Annotated in this window: 18 protein-coding genes; 17 read left to right on the top strand and 1 reads right to left on the bottom strand. The window is 72.5% G+C overall.

Features of this window, described 5'->3' with window-relative positions:
* Nucleotides 1–42: 42 nt before the first annotated feature.
* The 10 genes from ACNTMW_RS18735 to nusB all read left to right on the top strand — a co-directional run bounded on the left by ACNTMW_RS18735 (nt 43) and on the right by nusB (nt 9,171).
* A complete protein-coding gene (locus tag ACNTMW_RS18735; RefSeq protein WP_426635007.1) occupies nt 43–438 on the top strand; it encodes an ATP-binding protein in 396 nt (131 codons plus the stop codon).
* Nucleotides 426–1,451 (top strand): ATP-binding SpoIIE family protein phosphatase, encoded by a 1,026-nt coding sequence (locus ACNTMW_RS18740; RefSeq protein ID WP_426634951.1) that lies wholly within the window; start codon nt 426–428, stop codon nt 1,449–1,451. Before ACNTMW_RS18735 ends, ACNTMW_RS18740 begins: the two co-directional genes overlap by 13 nt.
* The gene (locus ACNTMW_RS18745; RefSeq protein WP_426634952.1) at nt 1,448–2,944 is read left to right on the top strand and encodes an ATP-binding response regulator; all 1,497 of its coding nucleotides are present in this window, start codon (nt 1,448–1,450) and stop codon (nt 2,942–2,944) included. Before ACNTMW_RS18740 ends, ACNTMW_RS18745 begins: the two co-directional genes overlap by 4 nt.
* Nucleotides 2,941–4,545, top strand: coding sequence for a SpoIIE family protein phosphatase (locus ACNTMW_RS18750; RefSeq protein ID WP_426634953.1), 1,605 nt, complete (start codon nt 2,941–2,943; stop codon nt 4,543–4,545). Before ACNTMW_RS18745 ends, ACNTMW_RS18750 begins: the two co-directional genes overlap by 4 nt.
* Before the next feature lie 80 nt (nt 4,546–4,625).
* Nucleotides 4,626–5,813: a chorismate synthase gene (gene aroC, locus ACNTMW_RS18755; RefSeq protein ID WP_426634955.1), complete on the top strand. Its 1,188-nt coding sequence runs from the start codon at nt 4,626–4,628 to the stop codon at nt 5,811–5,813.
* Complete coding sequence (locus ACNTMW_RS18760) at nt 5,810–6,316, top strand: shikimate kinase (RefSeq protein WP_426634956.1); 507 nt, start codon at nt 5,810–5,812, stop codon at nt 6,314–6,316. Before aroC ends, ACNTMW_RS18760 begins: the two co-directional genes overlap by 4 nt.
* Before the next feature lie 31 nt (nt 6,317–6,347).
* Nucleotides 6,348–7,424 (top strand): 3-dehydroquinate synthase, encoded by a 1,077-nt coding sequence (aroB, locus tag ACNTMW_RS18765; protein ID WP_426634957.1) that lies wholly within the window; start codon nt 6,348–6,350, stop codon nt 7,422–7,424.
* 146 nt (nt 7,425–7,570) lie between these two features.
* The gene (gene aroQ, locus ACNTMW_RS18770) at nt 7,571–7,999 is read left to right on the top strand and encodes a type II 3-dehydroquinate dehydratase (RefSeq protein ID WP_426634958.1); all 429 of its coding nucleotides are present in this window, start codon (nt 7,571–7,573) and stop codon (nt 7,997–7,999) included.
* A gap of 148 nt (nt 8,000–8,147) precedes the next feature.
* Entirely contained in the window at nt 8,148–8,705 is a 558-nt protein-coding gene (efp, locus tag ACNTMW_RS18775) for an elongation factor P (RefSeq protein WP_426634959.1), read from the top strand.
* Nucleotides 8,706–8,760: 55 nt separating this feature from the next.
* Nucleotides 8,761–9,171: a transcription antitermination factor NusB gene (gene nusB / locus ACNTMW_RS18780; protein WP_426635008.1), complete on the top strand. Its 411-nt coding sequence runs from the start codon at nt 8,761–8,763 to the stop codon at nt 9,169–9,171.
* A gap of 106 nt (nt 9,172–9,277) precedes the next feature.
* Here nusB and bldD read toward each other — a convergent pair whose 3' ends face one another.
* Complete coding sequence (bldD, locus tag ACNTMW_RS18785; RefSeq protein ID WP_426634960.1) at nt 9,278–9,766, bottom strand: transcriptional regulator BldD; 489 nt, start codon at nt 9,764–9,766, stop codon at nt 9,278–9,280.
* A gap of 407 nt (nt 9,767–10,173) precedes the next feature.
* On the opposite strand from bldD, the gene pyrR reads away from it, so the two are divergent.
* The 7 genes from pyrR (at nt 10,174) to pyrF (ending at nt 19,342) form a co-directional block, all read left to right on the top strand.
* On the top strand, nt 10,174–10,698 hold the full coding sequence (pyrR, locus tag ACNTMW_RS18790; RefSeq protein ID WP_426635009.1) for a bifunctional pyr operon transcriptional regulator/uracil phosphoribosyltransferase PyrR: 525 nt from the start codon (nt 10,174–10,176) through the stop codon (nt 10,696–10,698).
* Nucleotides 10,695–11,612, top strand: coding sequence for an aspartate carbamoyltransferase catalytic subunit (locus ACNTMW_RS18795; protein ID WP_426634961.1), 918 nt, complete (start codon nt 10,695–10,697; stop codon nt 11,610–11,612). The genes pyrR and ACNTMW_RS18795 overlap by 4 nt, the downstream gene beginning before the upstream one ends.
* The gene (locus tag ACNTMW_RS18800) at nt 11,609–12,889 is read left to right on the top strand and encodes a dihydroorotase (protein WP_426634962.1); all 1,281 of its coding nucleotides are present in this window, start codon (nt 11,609–11,611) and stop codon (nt 12,887–12,889) included. Before ACNTMW_RS18795 ends, ACNTMW_RS18800 begins: the two co-directional genes overlap by 4 nt.
* Complete coding sequence (gene carA / locus ACNTMW_RS18805) at nt 12,886–13,998, top strand: glutamine-hydrolyzing carbamoyl-phosphate synthase small subunit (protein WP_426634963.1); 1,113 nt, start codon at nt 12,886–12,888, stop codon at nt 13,996–13,998. The genes ACNTMW_RS18800 and carA overlap by 4 nt, the downstream gene beginning before the upstream one ends.
* Complete coding sequence (gene carB / locus ACNTMW_RS18810; RefSeq protein ID WP_426634964.1) at nt 13,991–17,383, top strand: carbamoyl-phosphate synthase large subunit; 3,393 nt, start codon at nt 13,991–13,993, stop codon at nt 17,381–17,383. The genes carA and carB overlap by 8 nt, the downstream gene beginning before the upstream one ends.
* Nucleotides 17,384–17,483: 100 nt before the next feature.
* Nucleotides 17,484–18,500: a quinone-dependent dihydroorotate dehydrogenase gene (locus ACNTMW_RS18815; RefSeq protein ID WP_426635010.1), complete on the top strand. Its 1,017-nt coding sequence runs from the start codon at nt 17,484–17,486 to the stop codon at nt 18,498–18,500.
* Nucleotides 18,497–19,342: an orotidine-5'-phosphate decarboxylase gene (gene pyrF / locus ACNTMW_RS18820; protein ID WP_426634965.1), complete on the top strand. Its 846-nt coding sequence runs from the start codon at nt 18,497–18,499 to the stop codon at nt 19,340–19,342. Before ACNTMW_RS18815 ends, pyrF begins: the two co-directional genes overlap by 4 nt.
* Nucleotides 19,343–19,482: the final 140 nt, after the last annotated feature.

The following is a 19,482-nucleotide window of genomic DNA, read 5'->3' on the forward strand; positions in this document are numbered from 1 at the left end:
TGGCACGGTGACGTCCAGGGCGGCCGGACGGAGCGTGACACCATGTGCGAGATCCAGCCCATCGCGGCGGACGAGGACGTGGTGCGGGTACGCCAGCTCGTCCGGCGGGTTGCCGTGGCGGCGAAAATGTCGCTGGTCGACCAGACGAAGCTGGTCACGGCGGCGAGTGAACTGGCGCGCAACACCCTGGCCTACGGCGGCGGCGGCACGGCGACCGTGGAACTCGTCGACGACGGGAGGCGGGCGGGCGTACGCGCCGTCTTCGTCGACTCCGGCCCGGGTATCCCGGACGTGGAGCTGGCACTGTCGGACGGGTACACCACCGGCGGCGGGCTCGGTCTGGGGCTGGGCGGCGCCCGGCGGCTGGTGGACGAGTTCGACATCCGGACGGAGAGGTTACGGGGTACCTGTGTGACGGTGACGAAGTGGGCCCGCTGACTCCGGCGGTGCCCGTGGTGGACGAGGCCGGCTGGTTCCGGGTCGACGACGCGGCTGCCGCCGGATCGGTGCGGCGGGCCGCGGCGGCCCTGGGTACCGGCCTCGGGCTGGACGAGCGGCGGGTCGCCGAACTGGCCATCCTCGGCGCCGAACTGGCCAGCAACCTGCACAAGCACGCCCGGGCCGGCCAGGTGGCACTGCGCTCGATGCGGTACGGCGACGACGCCGGCGTCGGACTGGTCGCCGTCGACGCCGGGCCCGGGATGGCCGACGCGGCGCTGTCCCGGCGCGACGGCCACTCCACGACCGGCACGCTCGGTATCGGTCTGGGCGCCATCGACCGGCTCGCCACCACGTCGGACCTGTACTCGCTGCCGGGCCGGGGCACGGTGATCACCGCCGAGGTGTGGGCCGCAAGCGTGGTCGCCGACGCGGCGGTCACGGGCCTGTCCCGGCCGATGAGCGGCGAGTCGGTCAGCGGCGACGCCTGGTCGGCGCGGGTCGCCGAGCGGCTCCAGTTCATGCTCTGCGACGGGCTCGGCCACGGCCCGCTCGCGGCCGCGGCGTCCCGGGTCGCCGTGGACGCGTTCCGGGACGGACCGCCGGGCGGCCCGGCGGCGATGGTGGAGCACCTGCACCGGGCGCTCGGCCGGACCCGTGGCGGCGCCGTGGCCGTGGCCGAACTGGACCCGGAGACCGCGACGCTGCGCTACGCCGGGCTGGGCAACATCGCCGGCCACGTGGTGCGCCCGGACGGCGGTGGGCGGCGGGGCCTGGTGGCGCTGCCCGGGATCGCCGGCCACGAGGGGCGGGGGGTACGGGAGTTCAGCTACCCGGTCGCCCGGGGTGACCTGGTCGTGATGCACTCCGACGGGGTCACCGACAAGTGGCGGCTGACCGACTACCCGGGGCTCATGGCGCACACGCCCCTGGTGGTCGCGGCCACCCTGCTGCGCGACGCGGGGGTCCGCCGTGACGATGCCACGGTGATGGTGACCAGGGTGGCGCGGTGACCGGCGGTGGGGCCGGCCGACCCGACGAGGCCCGGCACCAGCGTGATGACGTGCTCCGCGAGCGCGACGGGCTGCTCCGCGAGCGCGACGAGCTGATGAAGCACCGCGACGAACTGCTGCGGCGCAACGCCGAGCTGGAGGAGACCAACCGGGGCGTCACGGCGCGCTACACCCAGCTGTCCGAGGAACTGGAGGAGACCAACCGGGGTGTCGTGGCGCTCTACGCCGAGCTGGACGAGCGGTCCGCGCAGGCCCATGAGGCCAGCCGGGCCAAGAGCCGGTTCCTGGCCAACGTCAGCCACGAACTGCGGGCGCCGGTCGCCGCGATCATGGGGCTGGTGAGGCTGCTGGCCGACCCCGGCTCCGACCCGCTCACCCCCGAGCAACGCCAGCAGGTGGACCTGCTCGCCGCCAGCGCCGGTGAGCTGCTGGCACTGGTCAACGAGTTGCTCGACCTGGCCAAGGCGGAGTCGGGACGGCTCGAGCCGCACTGGGCCGAGGTGTCGCTCCCGGCGCTCTTCGGCCAGCTACGCGGCACCGTACGGGCGCTCCTCACCCAGCCCGACGTGACGTTGCGGGTGGACGGTCCGGTGGGGATCCCGGTGCTGATCACCGACGAGTCGATGCTGACCCAGGTACTGCGCAACCTGCTGACCAACGCGGTGAAGTTCACCGCGCGGGGCGAGGTGCGGCTGACCGCCGTACCGGGGGAGGAGCCCGGCACGGTCCGGCTGGCGGTCTCCGATACCGGCATCGGCATCGCCTCCGCCGACGTCGAGCGGGTGTTCGAGGAGTTCTACCAGGTGCCGGGCGTCCGGCAGGCGACGATGCGCGGTACCGGGCTCGGCCTGCCGTACGCGCGGCGCCTGGTCGGCCTGCTCGGCGGCTCGCTCACCCTGCGCAGCGAGCCCGGGCAGGGTTCGGTCTTCACGGTGACGCTGCCGGTGCGCCCGGCGGGGGCCACGCCGGGCGCCGCACCGGGGCGGGCCAGGCCGGCGGAGGGCGGTACCGGTACCACCGGCCTGCCGGCCGGCCCGAGGTCAGTTCCGGCCGCGGTGCTGCGCCGGGTTCTGGTCGCGGATGACGACGAGGCCTTCCGGCTGTTCGCCGGGCAGGCGTTGCGGGCGGTGGCCGAGGAGGTCGAGGAGGCCGGCGACGGCCTGCACGCCCTCACCCTCATCACCCGCCGGCGCCCCGACGTCGTCCTGCTCGACGTGCGCATGCCGGAGGTCGACGGGCCGGCCGTCCTGGAGGTCCTCGCCGCGGACGAGGGGCTGTGCGACATTCCCGTGGTGGTGGTCACCGCCGAACCGCCGGACGAGGCGCCCGGGTCGTCGGCTGCCGCGCCGGGCGGCTCCATGGCCGGCGCGCTCGCGCACGCGGCCGCCGTGCTCGACAAGGCCGGCCTCACCCCGCAGGCGCTCGCCGAGGCCGTCCGCGCCGCCGCCGGAGTCGCCGGTGGGGCCGCCGCTACGGAGGGAGGCGCGCCGTGACCGCGGCCCCGGCCACCGTGCTGGTCGTCGACGACAGCCGGACGAAGCGCTACATCATCGGTAGCTGGTTACGCCGGGCCGACCTGACCGTGGTGGAGGCGGAGACCGGTGCGGCCGCGCTCGAACTGCTCGACCGGGTCGAGGTCGACGCGGTCGTGCTGGACGTGCAGCTGCCCGACATGAGCGGCTTCGACGTGTGCGAACGGATCAAGACACATCCCCGGCACGGCTCGCTGCCGGTGGTCCAGGTCTCCGCGACCGCCGTCAACGTGCTCGACCGTACCCAGGGACTGAACCGGGGCGCCGACGCCTACCTCGCCGAGCCGATCGAACCCGACGAGCTGCTGGCGACCGTACAGGCGGTGCTGCGCTACTACCGGGCCCGGCAGCGCGCCGAGCGGCTGGCCACGCGGCTGGCCGCGCTGGCCGAAGCGACCCTGGAGGTCAACCGGGCGGCCAGTTACGAGGATCTGCTCCGGGCGGCCGCGACCGGCGCCAGCCGGATGTTCGCCGCACCCGCCCTGGCCAGCGCCGGCCGTCCGGACGGGGTACGGCTGATGGCCGTCGACCCCGGCGACGGCTCGCCGGCCTCGGCCGCCGCGTGGGCCGGCCCGCCGCCGTCCGGGCTGGCCAACACCCGGGTCGGTGCGGCCGTCCACACCGAGCCGGCCGACCGCTGGACGGCGCTGCTGCCGACGGTGCCGGGTCAGGGCGTGTCCATCGCCGCGGTGCGGGTGCGCGAGAGCCGGGCGCCCGGTTTCGTCACGGTCGGGGTGGACCACCTCGACGACGACGACGCCCACGTGCTGCGCCAGCTCGGGCAGGCGATGGCGCTCGCGGTCGAGGCGATGCGGATCCACGACGAGGAGCGGTACGTCGCGCTGACCGTGCAGCGCAGCCTGCTGCCCCGGCAGCTGCCCGAGGTCCCCGGCTTCGACCTGAGCGTGCGGTACGTGCCGGCCGGCTCGCAGGCCGAGATCGGCGGGGACTTCTACGAGCTGACGACGATCGACGGCCAGCTCGTCGTCGCGATCGGCGACGTGGTCGGCCATTCGCTGCACGCCGCGACCGTGATGGCCGAGCTGCGCCACGCGCTGCGGGCGTACGTGGTCGAGGGGCACGGCCCGGCCGCGGTGCTGCGCGAGCTGAACCGGCTGATGGTCCGGCTGCTTCCCGATGAGATCGCGACGGTCTCGGTGCTGATGGTGGACCCGGCCACCGGCCGGGTCCGGGCTGCCAGCGGCGGGCACCTGCCGCCGCTGCTGATCTTCGACGGCAAGGCGCAGCCGGTCGAGGTGACCGGGCCGCTGCTGGGGGTGGAGGTGGACCGCCCCGACGAGGTGATCTTCGACCTGCCACCGGGCGCGGTCCTGGTCCTGCTCACCGACGGCCTCGTGGAGCGCTACGACCGGTCGTTCGACGCGGGGCTGGGCATCGTGCTGGACGCCGCCGCCGACGTCGAGGACGACCTGGAGGCGTTCGCCGACCGGTTGCTCGCCACGCTCGACGTCGACACCAGCGAGGACGACGTCGCGCTGGTGGTCCTGCGCCGCAGTGTGCCCGACCTCTCCCGTGATCATGGAGGAGATGCGGGGTCCTAGCGCCGGAGAGTCTCCAGGATCACTGTCAGCCACTGGGATCGGGCGACAGGCCGGTCACGCGACGTGCCAGACTGTGACGCGTGCTGCGCTGGTTGACCGCTGGAGAATCCCATGGCCCGGCGCTCGTCACGATCCTGGAGGGCCTGCCCGCCGGGGTCCCGGTGACGAGCGCGGACATCGCCATCGAGCTGGGCCGCCGTCGCCTCGGATACGGGCGGGGCGCCCGGATGAGCTTTGAACAGGACGAGGTCGAGATCATCGGCGGTGTCCGGCACGGCCTGACGCTGGGCAGTCCGGTCGCCGTACGGGTGGGCAACACCGAATGGCCCAAGTGGGAGAAGGTCATGTCGGCCGACCCGCTGAATCCGGACGAGCAGGCTGAGCTGTCAGCCCTCGCCCGCAACGCCCCGCTGACCCGGCCCCGGCCCGGCCACGCCGACCTCGCTGGCATGCAGAAGTACGGGCACACCGACGCCCGGCCGATCCTGGAGCGGGCCAGCGCCCGGGAGACCGCGGCGCGGGTCGCCGCGGGCACGGTCGCGCGGTCGCTGCTGCGCGAAGCGCTCGGGATCGAGATCGTCTCGCACGTCGTCGAGCTGGGTAGCGTGGCCGCCAAACCGGGCCTGCTGCCCCGGCCGGAGGACGCCGCTCGCATCGACGCCGACCCGCTGCGCTGCCTCGACCCCGAGGCGAGCGCCCGCATGGTCGAGGAGGTCGACGCGGCCAAGAGGGACGCCGACACGCTCGGCGGCATCGTCGAGGTGCTCGCGTACGGGGTGCCGCCGGGCCTGGGCAGCCACGTCCAGTGGGACCGCAAGCTCGATGCCCGCCTGGCCACCGCGCTCATGTCGATCCAGGCGATCAAGGGTGTGGAGATCGGTGACGCCTTCACGCAGGCCCGTTCACGCGGATCGCAGGCCCACGACGAGATCGTCCCCACCCCGGACGGGGTCCGGAGGGTCACCGACCGCGCCGGCGGCCTGGAGGGCGGCATCACCAACGGGGAGCCGCTGCGGGTACGGGCCGCGATGAAGCCGATCTCCTCGCTCAACCGGGCGCTGTCCACCGTGGACGTGGTCACCGGTGAGCCGGCGACCGCCATCAACCAGCGTTCGGACGTGTGCGCCGTGCCGGCCGCCGCCGTGGTGGCCGAGGCGATGGTGGCGCTGGTGCTGGCCGAGGCGGCGCTGGAGAAGTTCGGCGGCGACTCGGTGGCCGAGATCCGCCGCAACCTGCGCGGCTACCTCGACAACCTGGTGATCACGTGAGCGCTCCCGTGTGTGTCCTGGTCGGGCCGCCCGGCGCCGGCAAGACCACCGTCGGCCAGCTCGTGGCGGACGCGCTCGGGGTGGCGTTCGCCGACGCCGACGCGCATATCGAGGCGATGGCGGGCAAGCCCATCCCCGAGATCTTCATCGACGACGGCGAGGAGCACTTCCGGGCGCTGGAACGCACGGCGGTGGCTGCCGCCCTCGACGGTTTCCCGGGCGTGCTGGCGCTCGGTGGCGGGGCGATCCTGGACGCCGAGACCCGCAAGCGGCTGGCCGGGCACCGGGTGGTGTACCTGTCGGTGGAGCTGGCCGACGCCGTCAAACGGGTCGGGTTGGGGGCGGGCCGGCCGCTGCTGGCGCTCAACCCGCGCGCCACCCTCAAGTACCTGCTCGACCAGCGCCGGCCGCTGTACGAGGAGGTCGCCACGGTCGTGGTGGCCACGGACGGCCGTGCCCCCGACGAGGTCGCGGCCGAGGTCGTGGCCGTGCTGACCAGCTGAGCGCGCCGGCGCGGGAGAGGATCGCAGACGCATGAGCCAGCCGACCGTCATCGAAGTGGGCGGTGACCAGCCGTACCGGGTCGTCGTCGGGCGTGACCTGCTCGCCGACCTGCCGCCGCTGCTCGCCGGTGCCGCCCAGGTCGCGGTGCTGTTCGCGGAGCCGCTGCGCGGGTACGCCGACCGGGTCGCGGCCACCCTGCGCGACGCGGGGTTCGCTCCGCTGCCGGTCGAGGTGCCCGACGCCGAGTCGGGCAAGAGCATCGAGGTGGCCGCCCGCTGCTGGGACGCGCTGGGCGGGGCGGGCTTCACGCGTACCGATGCGGTTGTCGGCGTCGGCGGGGGAGCCGTCACCGACCTGGCCGGCTTCGTCGCCGCCTGCTGGCTGCGCGGGGTCCGGGTGGTGCAGGTGCCGACCAGCCTGCTCGGCATGGTCGACGCCGCGGTCGGCGGCAAGACCGGTGTCAACACCGCCGCCGGTAAGAACCTGGTCGGGGCGTTCCACCCACCGGCCGGCGTGCTCTGCGACCTGTCGACGCTTTCCACCCTGCCCGCCGACGACCTGCGGGCCGGGCTCGGCGAGGTGGTCAAGTGCGGGTTCATCGCCGACCCGGCGATCCTCGATGTCGTCGAGGCCGATCCGGGCGCCGCGACCGACCCGGGCAGCGCGGCGCTGCGCGACCTGGTCGAGCGGGCGATCCGGGTCAAGGCCCACGTCGTCGGGGAGGACCTGCGCGAGTCCGGGCTGCGCGAGATCCTCAACTACGGCCACACGCTGGGGCACGCGATCGAGAAGCGGGAAGGGTACCGCTGGAAGCACGGCCACGCCGTATCCGTCGGCCTGGTCTTCGCCGCGGCCCTGGCGCGCCACGCGGGCCGGCTCGACGACGCCACCGCCGCCCGGCACCGGGCGGTGTTGACCTCACTCGGCCTACCGGTGTCGTACCCCGCCGACGCGTGGCCGGACCTGCACGCGGCCATGCGGGTGGACAAGAAGGCGCGTGGCACCCGGCTGCGCTTCGTCGTGCTGGACGGGCTGGCCCGGCCGGCCATCCTGGACGCCCCGTCCGACGACCTGCTGCGCGCGGCGTACGAGGTGGTGGCGGCATGAGCGAGGGCCGAGCGAATCATGGACTCAGTGATTGCCTTCATGGCGTCGCCGAGCGAAGCGAGGTGACGGTATGAGCGAGGGCAGCGAGCGAATCATGGACTCAGTGATTGCCTTCATGGCGTCGCCGAGCGAAGCGAGGTGACGGTATGAAGGTGTACGTGCTGAACGGTCCGAACCTGGGGCGGCTGGGTACCCGGCAGCCGGAGGTGTACGGCGCCACCACCCACGCCGACCTGGCCACGATGTGCGTGGCAGCCGGCAAGGAGCTGGGCCTCGACGTCGAGGTCCGCCAGACCGACGCCGAGCACGAGATGCTGGGCTGGCTGCACGCGGCCGCCGACGAGGGCGCCGCGGTCGTGCTCAACCCCGGCGCCTGGTCGCACTACTCGTACGCGCTGCGCGACGCCTGCGCCATGCTGCGCGGGCCGCTGGTTGAGGTGCACATCTCCAACATCCACGCCCGGGAGGAGTTCCGGCACCACTCGGTCGTGTCCGCGGTCGCCACCGGTGTGATCTGCGGCCTCGGCGTCGACGGGTACCGGCTCGCCCTGCACCACCTCGCGGCCCGGTCCTAACGGCGATCGTGGACACCGTGCGGGCCCGTGGCGCCACACGGTGTCCACGATCGCCGTCAGTGGCTGGGGCCCATCGACGGGTGATCGCGGCCGGGCGGGTACACTTCTTCGGTTCAGTAGGCGACCGAAGACGGAGACGCGCGTACGTATGGCCACCACCAACGACCTCAAGAACGGCCTGGTTCTCAACCTCGACGGCGAGCTGTGGGCCGTCGTGGAGTTCCAGCACGTCAAGCCGGGTAAGGGCGGCGCGTTCGTGCGGACCACGCTCAAGAACGTGCTCTCGGGCAAGGTTGTCGACCGCACCTTCAACGCGGGCACCAAGGTCGACACCGCGACCGTCGACAAGCGGACGATGCAGTACCTGTACGCCGACGGCGACGACTTCATCTTCATGGACCTCGACACCTACGACCAGATCCCGGTCCCGGGTGCGACCGTCGGCGACGCCGCGAAGTACCTGCTGCCCGAGGCGGAGGCGACCGTGGCCACCCACGAGGGCGTGCCGCTGTACGTCGAACTGCCCACCAGCGTGATCCTGGAGGTCACGTACACCGAGCCGGGTCTGCAGGGCGACCGCTCGACCGGTGGCAACAAGCCGGCGACCGTGGAGACCGGCGCGACCGTGGCGGTCCCGCTGTTCATCTCCACCGGCGAGAAGATCAAGGTCGACACCCGTGACGGCCGTTACCTCGGGCGGGCGTGAGTCGGTCGTGAGTAAACCCGGCGGCCGCAGCTTCACCGGCGACGTCACCTCGACGATGTCGTCGCGCCGCAAGGCGCGCAAGCGTGCCCTGGACGTGCTCTACGAGGCCGATCTCCGGCAGTCGCCGATCACCGACGTGCTGGATGCGTACCTGGAGCGCCTTCCCGAGCCGCGACCGGAGCAGCTCGACTACACGGTTTCCCTGGCCAACGGCGTGGCGCAGCAGCGCGACCGGATCGACGAGCTGATCGCCAGCTACGCGGAGGGGTGGACGCTCGACCGGATGCCGGTGGTGGACCGCAACCTCGCCCGCATCGCCGTGTACGAGCTGGTCTACCGGGACGAGATCGACGACGCGGTCGCGATCACCGAAGCGGTGGAGCTGGCGAAGGCCCTCTCCACGGAGGACTCGCCGCGTTTCCTCAACGGCGTCCTCGGCCGCATCGCGGAGTACGCCACCCGCTGACCGGCCGCACGAACAGTGCCGTACGGAGACGACCGCGTCGACCCGGGAAGAGCACCGCCCCTCGTGGGCGGCTCTCCTCCCGGGTCGACGCGTATGACCCCGTGGGTCAGGAGTTGAACAGGCTGCGCGGGTCGGCGACGGTCACGCCGGCCTCGGTCAGCCGCTCGACCAGCGCCGAGGGCGAGTAGTCGTAGACGATGGCGAGCGCGCGCAGGTCGTCGGCCCGGATGGAGAGCACCCGGCCGTTGTAGTCGCCGCGCTGCTGCTGGATCGCACGGGCGTACCGGGCGACGTAGGCCAGGTCCTCGGCGGTCTGGTCGTAGAGCTTCTCGAGGTCCAGAACGATCTTGTTCGTCGGCTCGTGGCGGACCCCGCTACCTTCCGGCAGCAGTTCGGCCACCGGGACCCGGTAGAACTCCGCCAGCTCGGCGAGGCGCGAGACGGTTACGGCGCGGTCGCCGCGCTCGTACGAGCCGACCACGACGGCCTTCCAGCGCCCGGCCGACTTCTCCTCCACGCCCTGCAGGGACAGCCCCTGCTGCTGTCGGATGGAGCGCAGACGGGCGCCAAGGGATTTGGCGTATTCAGACGGCATACGGACACTCCCAGTCACTGGCCCGAGGGTTCTCCCGAGCAATCGCTACGGAGCGTGACCGTAACCGGCTCAAGAGATGTGGTCAAGTAGTCCTGACCCTTGCGTTTGCCTGGTCAGCCCGGTTGCTAGGCTGGCTGCCGGCCCGACGTCCTTTAACGACCCGTCCAGCGAGGCGGGGAAGGAGGTCCATCTTGTCGTACCCATCGTCCGGTTTCCCGGCTCCGGACGCCCCCGCGAACAGCGCGGAATCCCGTGCCACGGCGGCAATCCCGCCCGACGGTACCGGTGATCCGACGAACCCGCCGCGGGGCACGCCCCCCGCGTTCCCGGCCTTCTCCGCCGCTCCCGGCGGCCCCTCGCCGTCACCGTCCGCCGATTCCGGTGTCGTCGACGGCCCCGCGAAGACAATCCTTTCGGCCACCGACATCGCCCGGGTGGTGGACAGGATCGCGCACCAGATCCTGGAGAAGACCTCCGGGGCGGCCGACACGATCCTGCTCGGCGTACCCACCCGCGGTGTGCCGCTGGCGCACCGGCTCGCCGAGCGGATCCACACCTTCGAAGGGGTGACGGTGCCCGTCGGGGCGCTCGACGTCACCCTGTACCGCGACGACCTGCGGCTGCGTGGCGCACGGGCGCTCGGCCGCACCGAACTTCCGCCCGGCGGCATCGACGGCCGGCGGGTGATCCTCATCGACGACGTGCTGTTCTCCGGGCGGACCGTCCGGGCCGCCCTCGACGCGCTCGGCGACCTGGGGCGCCCGCGGGTGGTGCAGTTGGCCGTCCTGGTCGACCGCGGCCACCGTGAGCTGCCGATCCGCGCCGACTACGTGGGTAAGAACATCCCGACGGCGCTGGCCGAGAACGTACGGGTGGCGCTGACCGAGACCGACGGCGCCGACGAGGTCCGGCTGCTGGGAGGTACCCGATGATCCGTCACCTGCTGTCGGCGGCCGACCTGGACGCCGCCACCGCGACGTTCGTCCTCGACACCGCCCGCGAGATGGACGCGGCCATGCAGGGCCGCGAGGTCAAGAAGCTGCCGACGCTGCGCGGCCGTACCGTGGTCAACCTCTTCTACGAGGACTCCACCCGCACCCGGATCTCGTTCGAGGCCGCGGCCAAGCGACTGAGCGCCGACGTGATCAACTTCTCGGCCAAGGGGTCGAGCGTGTCCAAGGGGGAGAGCCTCAAGGACACCGCGCTGACCCTGCAGGCGATGGGCGCCGACGCGGTCGTGATCCGCCACTCCGCGTCCGGGGCGCCGCACCGGCTGGCGAACTGGATCGACGGCACCGTGGTCAACGCCGGCGACGGCACCCACGAGCACCCCACCCAGGCCCTGCTGGACGCGTACACGATGCGGGCGCGGCTGGGCCGGCTGGCCGGCCTGAACGTCGCGATCGTCGGCGACGTGCTGCACAGCCGGGTGGCCCGCTCCAACGTCCTGCTGCTGCACACCCTCGGCGCGAAGGTGACGCTGGTCGCGCCGCCGACGCTGCTGCCGGTCGGGGTGGGCGCGTGGCCGGCGGAGACCAGCTACCACCTCGACGCGGTGCTGCCAGAAGCGGACGTGGTGATGATGCTGCGGGTCCAGCGCGAGCGGATGGACCAGGCGTACTTCCCGTCGGCCCGGGAGTACTCGCGCCGCTACGGCCTGGACGCCGCGCGGATGCGGCGGCTGCCCGAGCACGCGATCGTGATGCACCCGGGGCCGATGAACCGCGGCATGGAGATCGCTCCGGAGGTCGCGGACTCCGCCCGCTCCACCATCGTCGAGCAGGTCGCCAACGGCGTGAACGTCCGGATGGCCGTGCTCTACCTGTTGCTCGGAGGGAAGGCATGACGTACCTGATCAAGGGTGTGAGCGTTCTGGGTGGCCCTGTGACGGACCTCCTGGTCCGCGACGGGGTCGTCGCGGAGCTGGGCACCGGGCTGTCCGCGGCCGGCGCCCGGGTGATCGACGCCGACGGTCTGGTGGCCCTGCCAGGGCTCGTGGACCTGCACACCCACCTGCGCGAACCCGGCCGCGAGGATGCCGAGACGGTCGAGACCGGCTCGCGGGCGGCCGCGCTGGGCGGGTACACCGCGGTCTGCGCGATGGCGAACACCTCGCCGGTGGCCGACACCGCGGGCGTGGTCGAGCAGGTCTGGCGGCTGGGCCGGGAGGCCGGGCTGGTCGACGTGCAGCCGGTTGGCGCGGTCACCGTCGGCCTGGCCGGTGAGCAGCTCGCCGAGCTGGGCGCGATGGCCGACTCGGCGGCCCGGGTGCGGATCTTCTCCGACGACGGTCACTGCGTGCACGACCCGCGCCTGATGCGCCGGGCCCTGGAGTACGTCAAGGCGTTCGACGGTGTGGTGGCCCAGCATGCCGAGGAGCCGCGGCTGACCGCGGGCGCCCAGATGCACGAGGGCGAGGTCGCCGCCCGCCTGGGCATGACCGGCTGGCCGGCCGTGGCCGAGGAGTCGATCATCGCTCGGGACGTGCTGCTGGCCGAGCACGTCGGCGCGCGGCTGCACGTCTGCCACGTGTCCACCGCCGGCAGCGTCGAGATCCTGCGCTGGGCCAAGCGGCGCGGGGTACGGGTCACCGCCGAGGTCACCCCGCACCACCTGCTGCTCACCGACGAGCGGGCGACCTCGTACGACCCGGTCTTCAAGGTCAACCCGCCGCTGCGGACCCCCGCCGACGTCACCGCGCTGCGCGACGGCCTGGCCGACGGTGTGATCGACATCGTGGCCACCGACCACGCGCCGCACGCGGTGGAGGACAAGGAGTGCGAGTGGGCCTACGCACGGCCGGGAATGCTGGGCCTGGAAACGGCGCTGTCGATCGTGGTCGACGTGGCGCTGGACCGGCTCGGCTGGGACGGGATCGCGCAGCGGATGTCGCGCACCCCGGCCCGCATCGCCGGCCTGGCCGAGCACGGCCTGGATCCGGCGGTCGGCGTCCCGGCCAACCTGACCCTGATCGACCCGGCCGCCCGCTGGACGGTCGAGCCGGGTGACCTGGCCAGCCGTAGCCGCAACACCCCGTACGCGGCAATGACGCTGCCGGCGCGGGTGATCGCGACGTTCCTGCGCGGCGAACCCACGGTCCTCGACGGAAAGGCAACTAAATGACGAGGCGGCGGAGCGCGGTACTCGTGCTCGAAGACGGCACGACGTTCCATGGCGAGGCATACGGCGCCATCGGGGAGACCTTCGGCGAGGCGGTCTTCTCCACCGGCATGACCGGCTACCAGGAGACCCTGACCGACCCGTCGTACCACCGGCAGGTCGTGGTCATGACCGCGCCGCACATCGGCAACACCGGCGTCAACGGCGAGGATGACGAGTCCGGCCGGATCTGGGTCGCCGGGTACGTGGTGCGCGACCCGTCGCGTACGTACTCCAACTGGCGGGCCGGCGGCGGCCTGGAGGAGCGGCTCGCGGCCGAGGGTGTGGTCGGCATCTGCGAGGTCGACACCCGGGCGCTGACCCGGCACCTGCGCGAGCGCGGTGCCATGCGGGTCGGCATCTCCAGCATCGACGACGACGTCGCGGGGCTGCTGGAACGGGTCCGCAGCTCGCCCGAGATGGCCGGCGCCGACCTGGTCGGCGAGGTCACCACCGACAAGCCGTACACCGTGGCCGCCGACGGCGAGCACCGGCTCACCGTCGCCGCCATCGACCTGGGCATCAAGCGCAACACCCCGCGCCGGATGGCCGCCCGCGGCATCACCACCCACGTCCTGCCGGCGACCGCGGGCGTCGACGACGTCCTCGCGACCGGCGCCGACGCGGTGTTCCTGTCCAACGGCCCCGGCGACCCGGCCACCGCCGACCCCCAGGTGGCCCTGACCCGTGACCTGCTGCGACGCGAAGTGCCGCTGTTCGGCATCTGCTTCGGCAACCAGATCCTCGGCCGGGCGCTGGGCCTGGGTACGTTCAAGCTCAAGTACGGACACCGCGGCATCAACCAGCCGGTGCTCGACCGCGGCACCGGCAGGGTCGAGGTGACCGCGCACAACCACGGCTTCGCGGTCGCTGCCCCGCTGGACAGGACCGTGGAAACCGACTTCGGCCGGGCCGAGGTCAGCCACGTCTGCCTCAACGACAACGTCGTCGAGGGGCTGCGACTGCTGGACGCCCCGGCGTTCTCGGTGCAGTACCACCCCGAGGCCGCGGCGGGCCCGCACGACGCCGACTACCTGTTCGACCGCCTTCTGGAGTTGGTGCAGCGTGCCTAAGCGGACCGACATCTCCCACGTCCTCGTGATCGGGTCCGGCCCGATCGTCATCGGCCAGGCCTGCGAGTTCGACTACTCCGGCACCCAGGCGTGCCGGGTACTGCGCGCCGAGGGGCTGCGGGTCACGCTCGTCAACTCCAACCCGGCGACGATCATGACCGACCCGGAGTACGCCGACGCCACGTACGTGGAGCCGATCACGCCCGAATTCGTCGAGCTGGTGATCGCGAAGGAGCGGCCGGACGCGCTGCTGCCGACGCTGGGCGGGCAGACCGCGCTCAACACGGCCGTCGCGCTGCACGAGGCCGGGGTGCTCGACAAGTACGGCGTCGAGCTGATCGGCGCCGACATCGACGCGATCCGCCGCGGCGAGGACCGGCAGCTGTTCAAGGAAATCGTGGCCAAGGCCGGTGCTCGCATCGGCTTCAGTGATGCTGCCGGTGGCGACCTCGTTCCTCGTAGCCGGGTGTGCCACTCGATGGACGAGGTGCGGGAGACGGTCGCCGAGCTCGGTCTGCCCGTCGTCATCCGGCCGTCGTTCACCATGGGCGGCCTCGGCTCCGGCATGGCGCACACGCCCGAGGACCTCGACCGGCTGGCCGGCAGCGGCCTGGCCGCCTCGCCGGTGCACGAGGTGCTCATCGAGGAGAGCGTGCTCGGCTGGAAGGAGTACGAGCTGGAGCTGATGCGCGACCGCAACGACAACGTGGTCGTGGTCTGCTCGATCGAGAACGTCGACGCGATGGGCGTGCACACCGGCGACTCGGTCACCGTCGCGCCGGCGATGACCCTCACCGACCGGGAGTACCAGCGGCTGCGCGACCTCGGCATCGCGGTGCTGCGTGAGGTCGGGGTGGACACCGGCGGCTGCAACATCCAGTTCGCGGTCAACCCCGACAACGGCCGGCTCGTCGTCATCGAGATGAACCCCCGGGTGTCGCGCTCGTCGGCGCTGGCCTCGAAGGCGACCGGCTTCCCGATCGCGAAGATCGCGGCGAAGCTGGCCATCGGGTACACCCTCGACGAGATCCCCAACGACATCACCCGCGAGACCCCGGCGGCGTTCGAGCCCACGCTCGACTACGTCGTGGTGAAGATCCCCCGGTTCGCGTTCGAGAAGTTCCCCGGCGCCGACCCGGAGCTGACCACGACGATGAAGTCCGTCGGCGAGGCGATGGCGCTGGGCCGCAACTTCACCGAGGCGCTGGGCAAGGCCATGCGGTCGGTCGAGACCAAGGCGAGCGGATTCTGGACGCTGCCCGACCCCGACCGGACGCTGGAGGAGACCCTCGACGCGCTCCGCGTCCCGCACGACGGCCGGCTGTACACGGCGGAGCGGGCGCTGCGGCTGGGCGCCGGCGTCGACGAGGTGGCCGCGGCGTCCGGGTACGACCCGTGGTTTGTCGACCAGATCGCCACGCTGGTGGACCTGCGTGCCGAGATCGAGACCGCGGCCGTGCTCGACGCGCCGCTGCTGCGCCGGGCCAAGCGGGCCGGGCTGTCGGACCGGCAGATCGCCGCGCTGCGCCCGGAACTGGCCGGCGAGGACGGGGTGCGTACCCTGCGCCACCGGCTCGGCCTGCGCCCGGTGTACAAGACGGTCGACACCTGCGCCGCCGAGTTCGCCGCCAAGACGCCGTACCACTACTCGTCCTACGACGTCGAGACCGAGGTCATCGGCTCCGACCGGCCGAAGGTGCTCATCCTCGGCTCCGGCCCGAACCGGATCGGCCAGGGCATCGAGTTCGACTACTCCTGCGTGCACGCGGTGCTGGCGCTGCGGGAGGCTGGACCTCCGCGCGAGGGAGCGGAGGGAGCGAGCGCTTCCTGGACGGGCTACGAGACCGTCATGGTCAACTGCAACCCGGAGACGGTGTCGACCGACTACGACACCGCCGACCGGCTGTACTTCGAGCCGTTGACGTTCGAGGACGTCCTTGAGGTGTACCACGCCGAGAATGAGTCCGGCCTGGCTGCCGGCGGCCCGGGCGTGGTGGGCGTGATCGTGCAGCTGGGCGGGCAGACCCCGCTGGGGCTGGCCCGGCGCCTGGCCGAGGCCGGCGTGCCGATCGTCGGCACGTCGCCGGAGTCGATCCACCTGGCCGAGGAGCGCGGCGCGTTCGGCCGGCTGCTCGACGAGGCGCGGCTGCACTCCCCGGCGCACGGCACGGCGACGAGCTTCGCCGACGCCAAGGCGATCGCCGACGAGATCGGCTACCCGGTCCTGGTCCGCCCGAGCTACGTGCTCGGCGGCCGGGGCATGGAGATCGTCTACGACGAGGCGACGCTGCGCGACTACATCGGCCGCGCCACCGCGATCTCGCCGGACCACCCGGTGCTGGTCGACCGGTTCCTCGACGACGCCATCGAGATCGACGTCGACGCGCTGTGCGACGCCACCGGCGAGGTGTACCTCGGCGGGGTCATGGAACACATCGAGGAGGCCGGCATCCACTCCGGCGACTCGTCCTGCGCGCTGCCGCCGATCACGCTGGGCACCGCCCACATCGAGGAGGTGCGCCGCTACACCGCGGCGATCGCGCGGGGCATCGGCGTGCGCGGGCTGCTCAACGTCCAGTACGCGCTCAAAGACGACGTGCTGTACGTGCTGGAGGCCAACCCGCGCGCCTCGCGCACGGTGCCGTTCGTGTCCAAGGCCACCGCGGTGCCGCTGGCCAAGGCCGCCGCCCGGATCGCGCTCGGCGCGACGATCGAGGAACTGCGCGCCGAGGGCATGCTGCCCCCGGCCGGTGACGGCAGCACGCCGTCGCCGCGCACCCCGATCGCGGTCAAGGAGGCGGTCCTGCCGTTCAAACGGTTCCGCACCCGCGCCGGTAAGGGCGTCGACAGCCTGCTCGGCCCGGAGATGAAGTCCACCGGCGAGGTCATGGGCATCGACCGCGCGTTCGGCCACGCCTTCGCCAAGTCCCAGGCGGCCGCCTACGGCTCCCTTCCCACCAGCGGGAAGATCTTCGTCACGGTCGCCAACCGGGACAAGCGGGGGATCGTCTTCCCCGCCAAGCGCCTGGCCGACCTCGGGTTCTCCATCCTCGCCACCGACGGCACCGCGTCGGTGCTGCGCCGCTACGGCGTCGAGTGCGAGGTGCTGCGCAAGCACTTCGAGGGCGACGACGGCACCCGCGACGCGGTGGAGCTGATCGGCTCCGGCGAGGTGGCCCTGGTCATCAACACGCCGCAGGGATCCGGGCCGCGTCAGGACGGGTACGAGATCCGTTCGGCCGCCGTCGCTGCGGACATCCCGTGCATCACCACGCTGCCGGGCGCGGCGGCCGCGGTGATGGGCATCGAGGCCAAGATCCGGGGTGAGATGACGGTACGCCCGCTCCAGGAGCTGCACGCCGCGCTGCGCGGCGACGAGGCGTGACGTGGGTTGGCGCGCTCCCGGCCGTCCCGGCCGGGAGCGCGCCGACGCCGGGGTGGTCGGCCGGGAGCGCACGCCGACAGAGGGTGGGTAGCCGGTGAACGTGTACGAGAAGCTCGCGCGGCCGGTGCTGTTCCGCACGGGGGGCGGCGACGCCGAGGCGGCCCACGAGTCGACGCTGCGCTGGCTCGCCCGGGTGGGCCGGGTGGCGCCCCGCCGGCCGTACTCGCCGCCGGGCGCGGCGACGACGGTCTTCGGCGTCCGGTTCCCCAACCCGGTCGGGCTCGCCGCGGGCATGGACAAGGACGGTCGCGCGCTACCCGCCTGGCCGGCGCTCGGGTTCGGCTTCGTCGAGGTCGGCACGGTCACGTGGCACCCGCAACCGGGCAACGACCGGCCCCGGCTGTTCCGGTTGCCGGACAGCCGGGCCATCGTCAACCGGATGGGGTTCAACAACGCCGGTGCGACCGCGCTGGCGGCCCGCCTGTCGGGCTTGAGGCCGCTCGCGGTGCCGCTGGGTATCAGCCTGGGCAAGTCGAAGGTGACGCCGCTGGAGGACGCCGTCGCCGACTACGTGTCGTCGCTGACCGCGCTGTACCCGTACGGCGACTACTTCGCCGTCAACGTCTCCTCGCCCAACACGCCGGGCCTGCGGACGTTGCAGGACCGTGGCCACCTGGACGCGCTGCTCGGCGCGCTGCGGGCGGTGGGGCCGAAGCCGCTGCTGGTCAAGGTGGCGCCGGACCTCACCGACGCGGCGCTGGGGGAGGTGCTGGAGGTGTGCGCCGCCCACCGGGTGGACGGGCTGATCGCCACGAACACGACCCTGGCCCGCGATGGTGTGGCGCCGGCCGACGCGGCGGCCGGGGCGCAGGCGGGCGGGTTGAGCGGCGCGCCGCTGACCGAACGGGCCCGCGAGGTGGTGAGCTTCGTGACCCGCGAGACCGGCGGCCGGCTGCCGGTGATCGGGGTGGGCGGGATCATGGACCCCGACGACGCCCTGCGGTTGCGGGACGCGGGCGCCAGTCTGGTCCAGGTGTACACCGGCCTGATCTTCCGCGGGCCGGGGCTCGTACGCGGCTGCGTGCGGGGCTTGAGTCGACGAGGAGCAGCGGTATGAGCGAGGGACGGTTCGGGGCGCGGTTGCGGGCCGCGATGGACACGCGGGGACCGCTGTGCGTCGGCATCGATCCGCACCCGTCGTTGCTGTCCGCGTGGGGCCTGCCGGACACACCCGCGGGCCTGGAACGGTTCACCCGAACGGTGGTCGAGGCGGTCGGCGAGCGGGCCGCGGTGGTGAAGCCGCAGTCCGCCTTTTTCGAGAGATTTGGGTCACAGGGGATAGCCGTGCTTGAGTCGGCTATCCGACAGTTGCGCGATGCGGACGCATTGACCATCCTCGACGTCAAGCGCGGCGACATCGGATCGACGGCCGCCGCGTACGCCGACGCGTACCTCGATCCGGCGAGTCCGCTCCGCGTCGACGCGATCACTGCGAGTCCGTATCTGGGCTTCGGTTCGCTCACTCCGATGATCGAAAAAGCGGTCGCCACGGGCGCCGGAGTGTTCGTCCTGGCGCTGACGTCCAACCCCGAGGGGCCGGCGGTCCAGCACGCCCGTACGGCCGACGGGCGCACCGTCGCGCAGCTCGTCATCGATGAGATTTCCCAGCTCAACGCGGGTGTGGAGCCGCTGGGGGACATCGGTGCCGTGGTCGGCGCGACGGTCGGCGAGACCGGCCACGACATGAGCGACCTGGGCGGTCCGGTGCTCGTTCCGGGCCTCGGCGCCCAGGGCGGACGGCCCGATGACCTGCGCACCGTCTTCGGCGACGACCTGAGTTCCGTGCTGCCCTCGTACTCCCGCGAGATCCTGTCCGCGGGCCCCTCGGCCGCCGGGTTGCGGGACTCGCTGGACCGGCTTATGGACGCCTGTCGGAGGGTGGTGCAGCCGATCAGATGACGCGAACGGAGTGTGATCAAGGCACTCCAACGTTGCTGAATCGGCCGTAGACCGCTAGTTTTCCCCGCGCTAGCAACACGCAATTCCGCTAGCACTGCGCAATTCATGGACTACCGTTTCGTCAAGGGACCCGAGGAGAC

The organism is Planosporangium spinosum, assembly GCF_049999945.1.
GTDB lineage: Bacteria > Actinomycetota > Actinomycetes > Mycobacteriales > Micromonosporaceae > Planosporangium > Planosporangium spinosum.

Bases quoted from the DNA above. Each gene is read 5' to 3' on its own strand.
- ACNTMW_RS18735 (WP_426635007.1), top strand. From the start codon at position 43: ATGTGCGAGATCCAGCCCATCGCGGCGGACGAGGACGTGGTGCGGGTA.
- aroB (WP_426634957.1), top strand. From the start codon at position 6,348: ATGAGCCAGCCGACCGTCATCGAAGTGGGCGGTGACCAGCCGTACCGG.
- aroQ (WP_426634958.1), top strand. From the start codon at position 7,571: ATGAAGGTGTACGTGCTGAACGGTCCGAACCTGGGGCGGCTGGGTACC.
- efp (WP_426634959.1), top strand. From the start codon at position 8,148: ATGGCCACCACCAACGACCTCAAGAACGGCCTGGTTCTCAACCTCGAC.
- nusB (WP_426635008.1), top strand. From the start codon at position 8,761: ATGTCGTCGCGCCGCAAGGCGCGCAAGCGTGCCCTGGACGTGCTCTAC.
- bldD (WP_426634960.1), bottom strand. From the start codon at position 9,766: ATGCCGTCTGAATACGCCAAATCCCTTGGCGCCCGTCTGCGCTCCATC.
- ACNTMW_RS18795 (WP_426634961.1), top strand. From the start codon at position 10,695: ATGATCCGTCACCTGCTGTCGGCGGCCGACCTGGACGCCGCCACCGCG.
- ACNTMW_RS18800 (WP_426634962.1), top strand. From the start codon at position 11,609: ATGACGTACCTGATCAAGGGTGTGAGCGTTCTGGGTGGCCCTGTGACG.
- carA (WP_426634963.1), top strand. From the start codon at position 12,886: ATGACGAGGCGGCGGAGCGCGGTACTCGTGCTCGAAGACGGCACGACG.
- pyrF (WP_426634965.1), top strand. From the start codon at position 18,497: ATGAGCGAGGGACGGTTCGGGGCGCGGTTGCGGGCCGCGATGGACACG.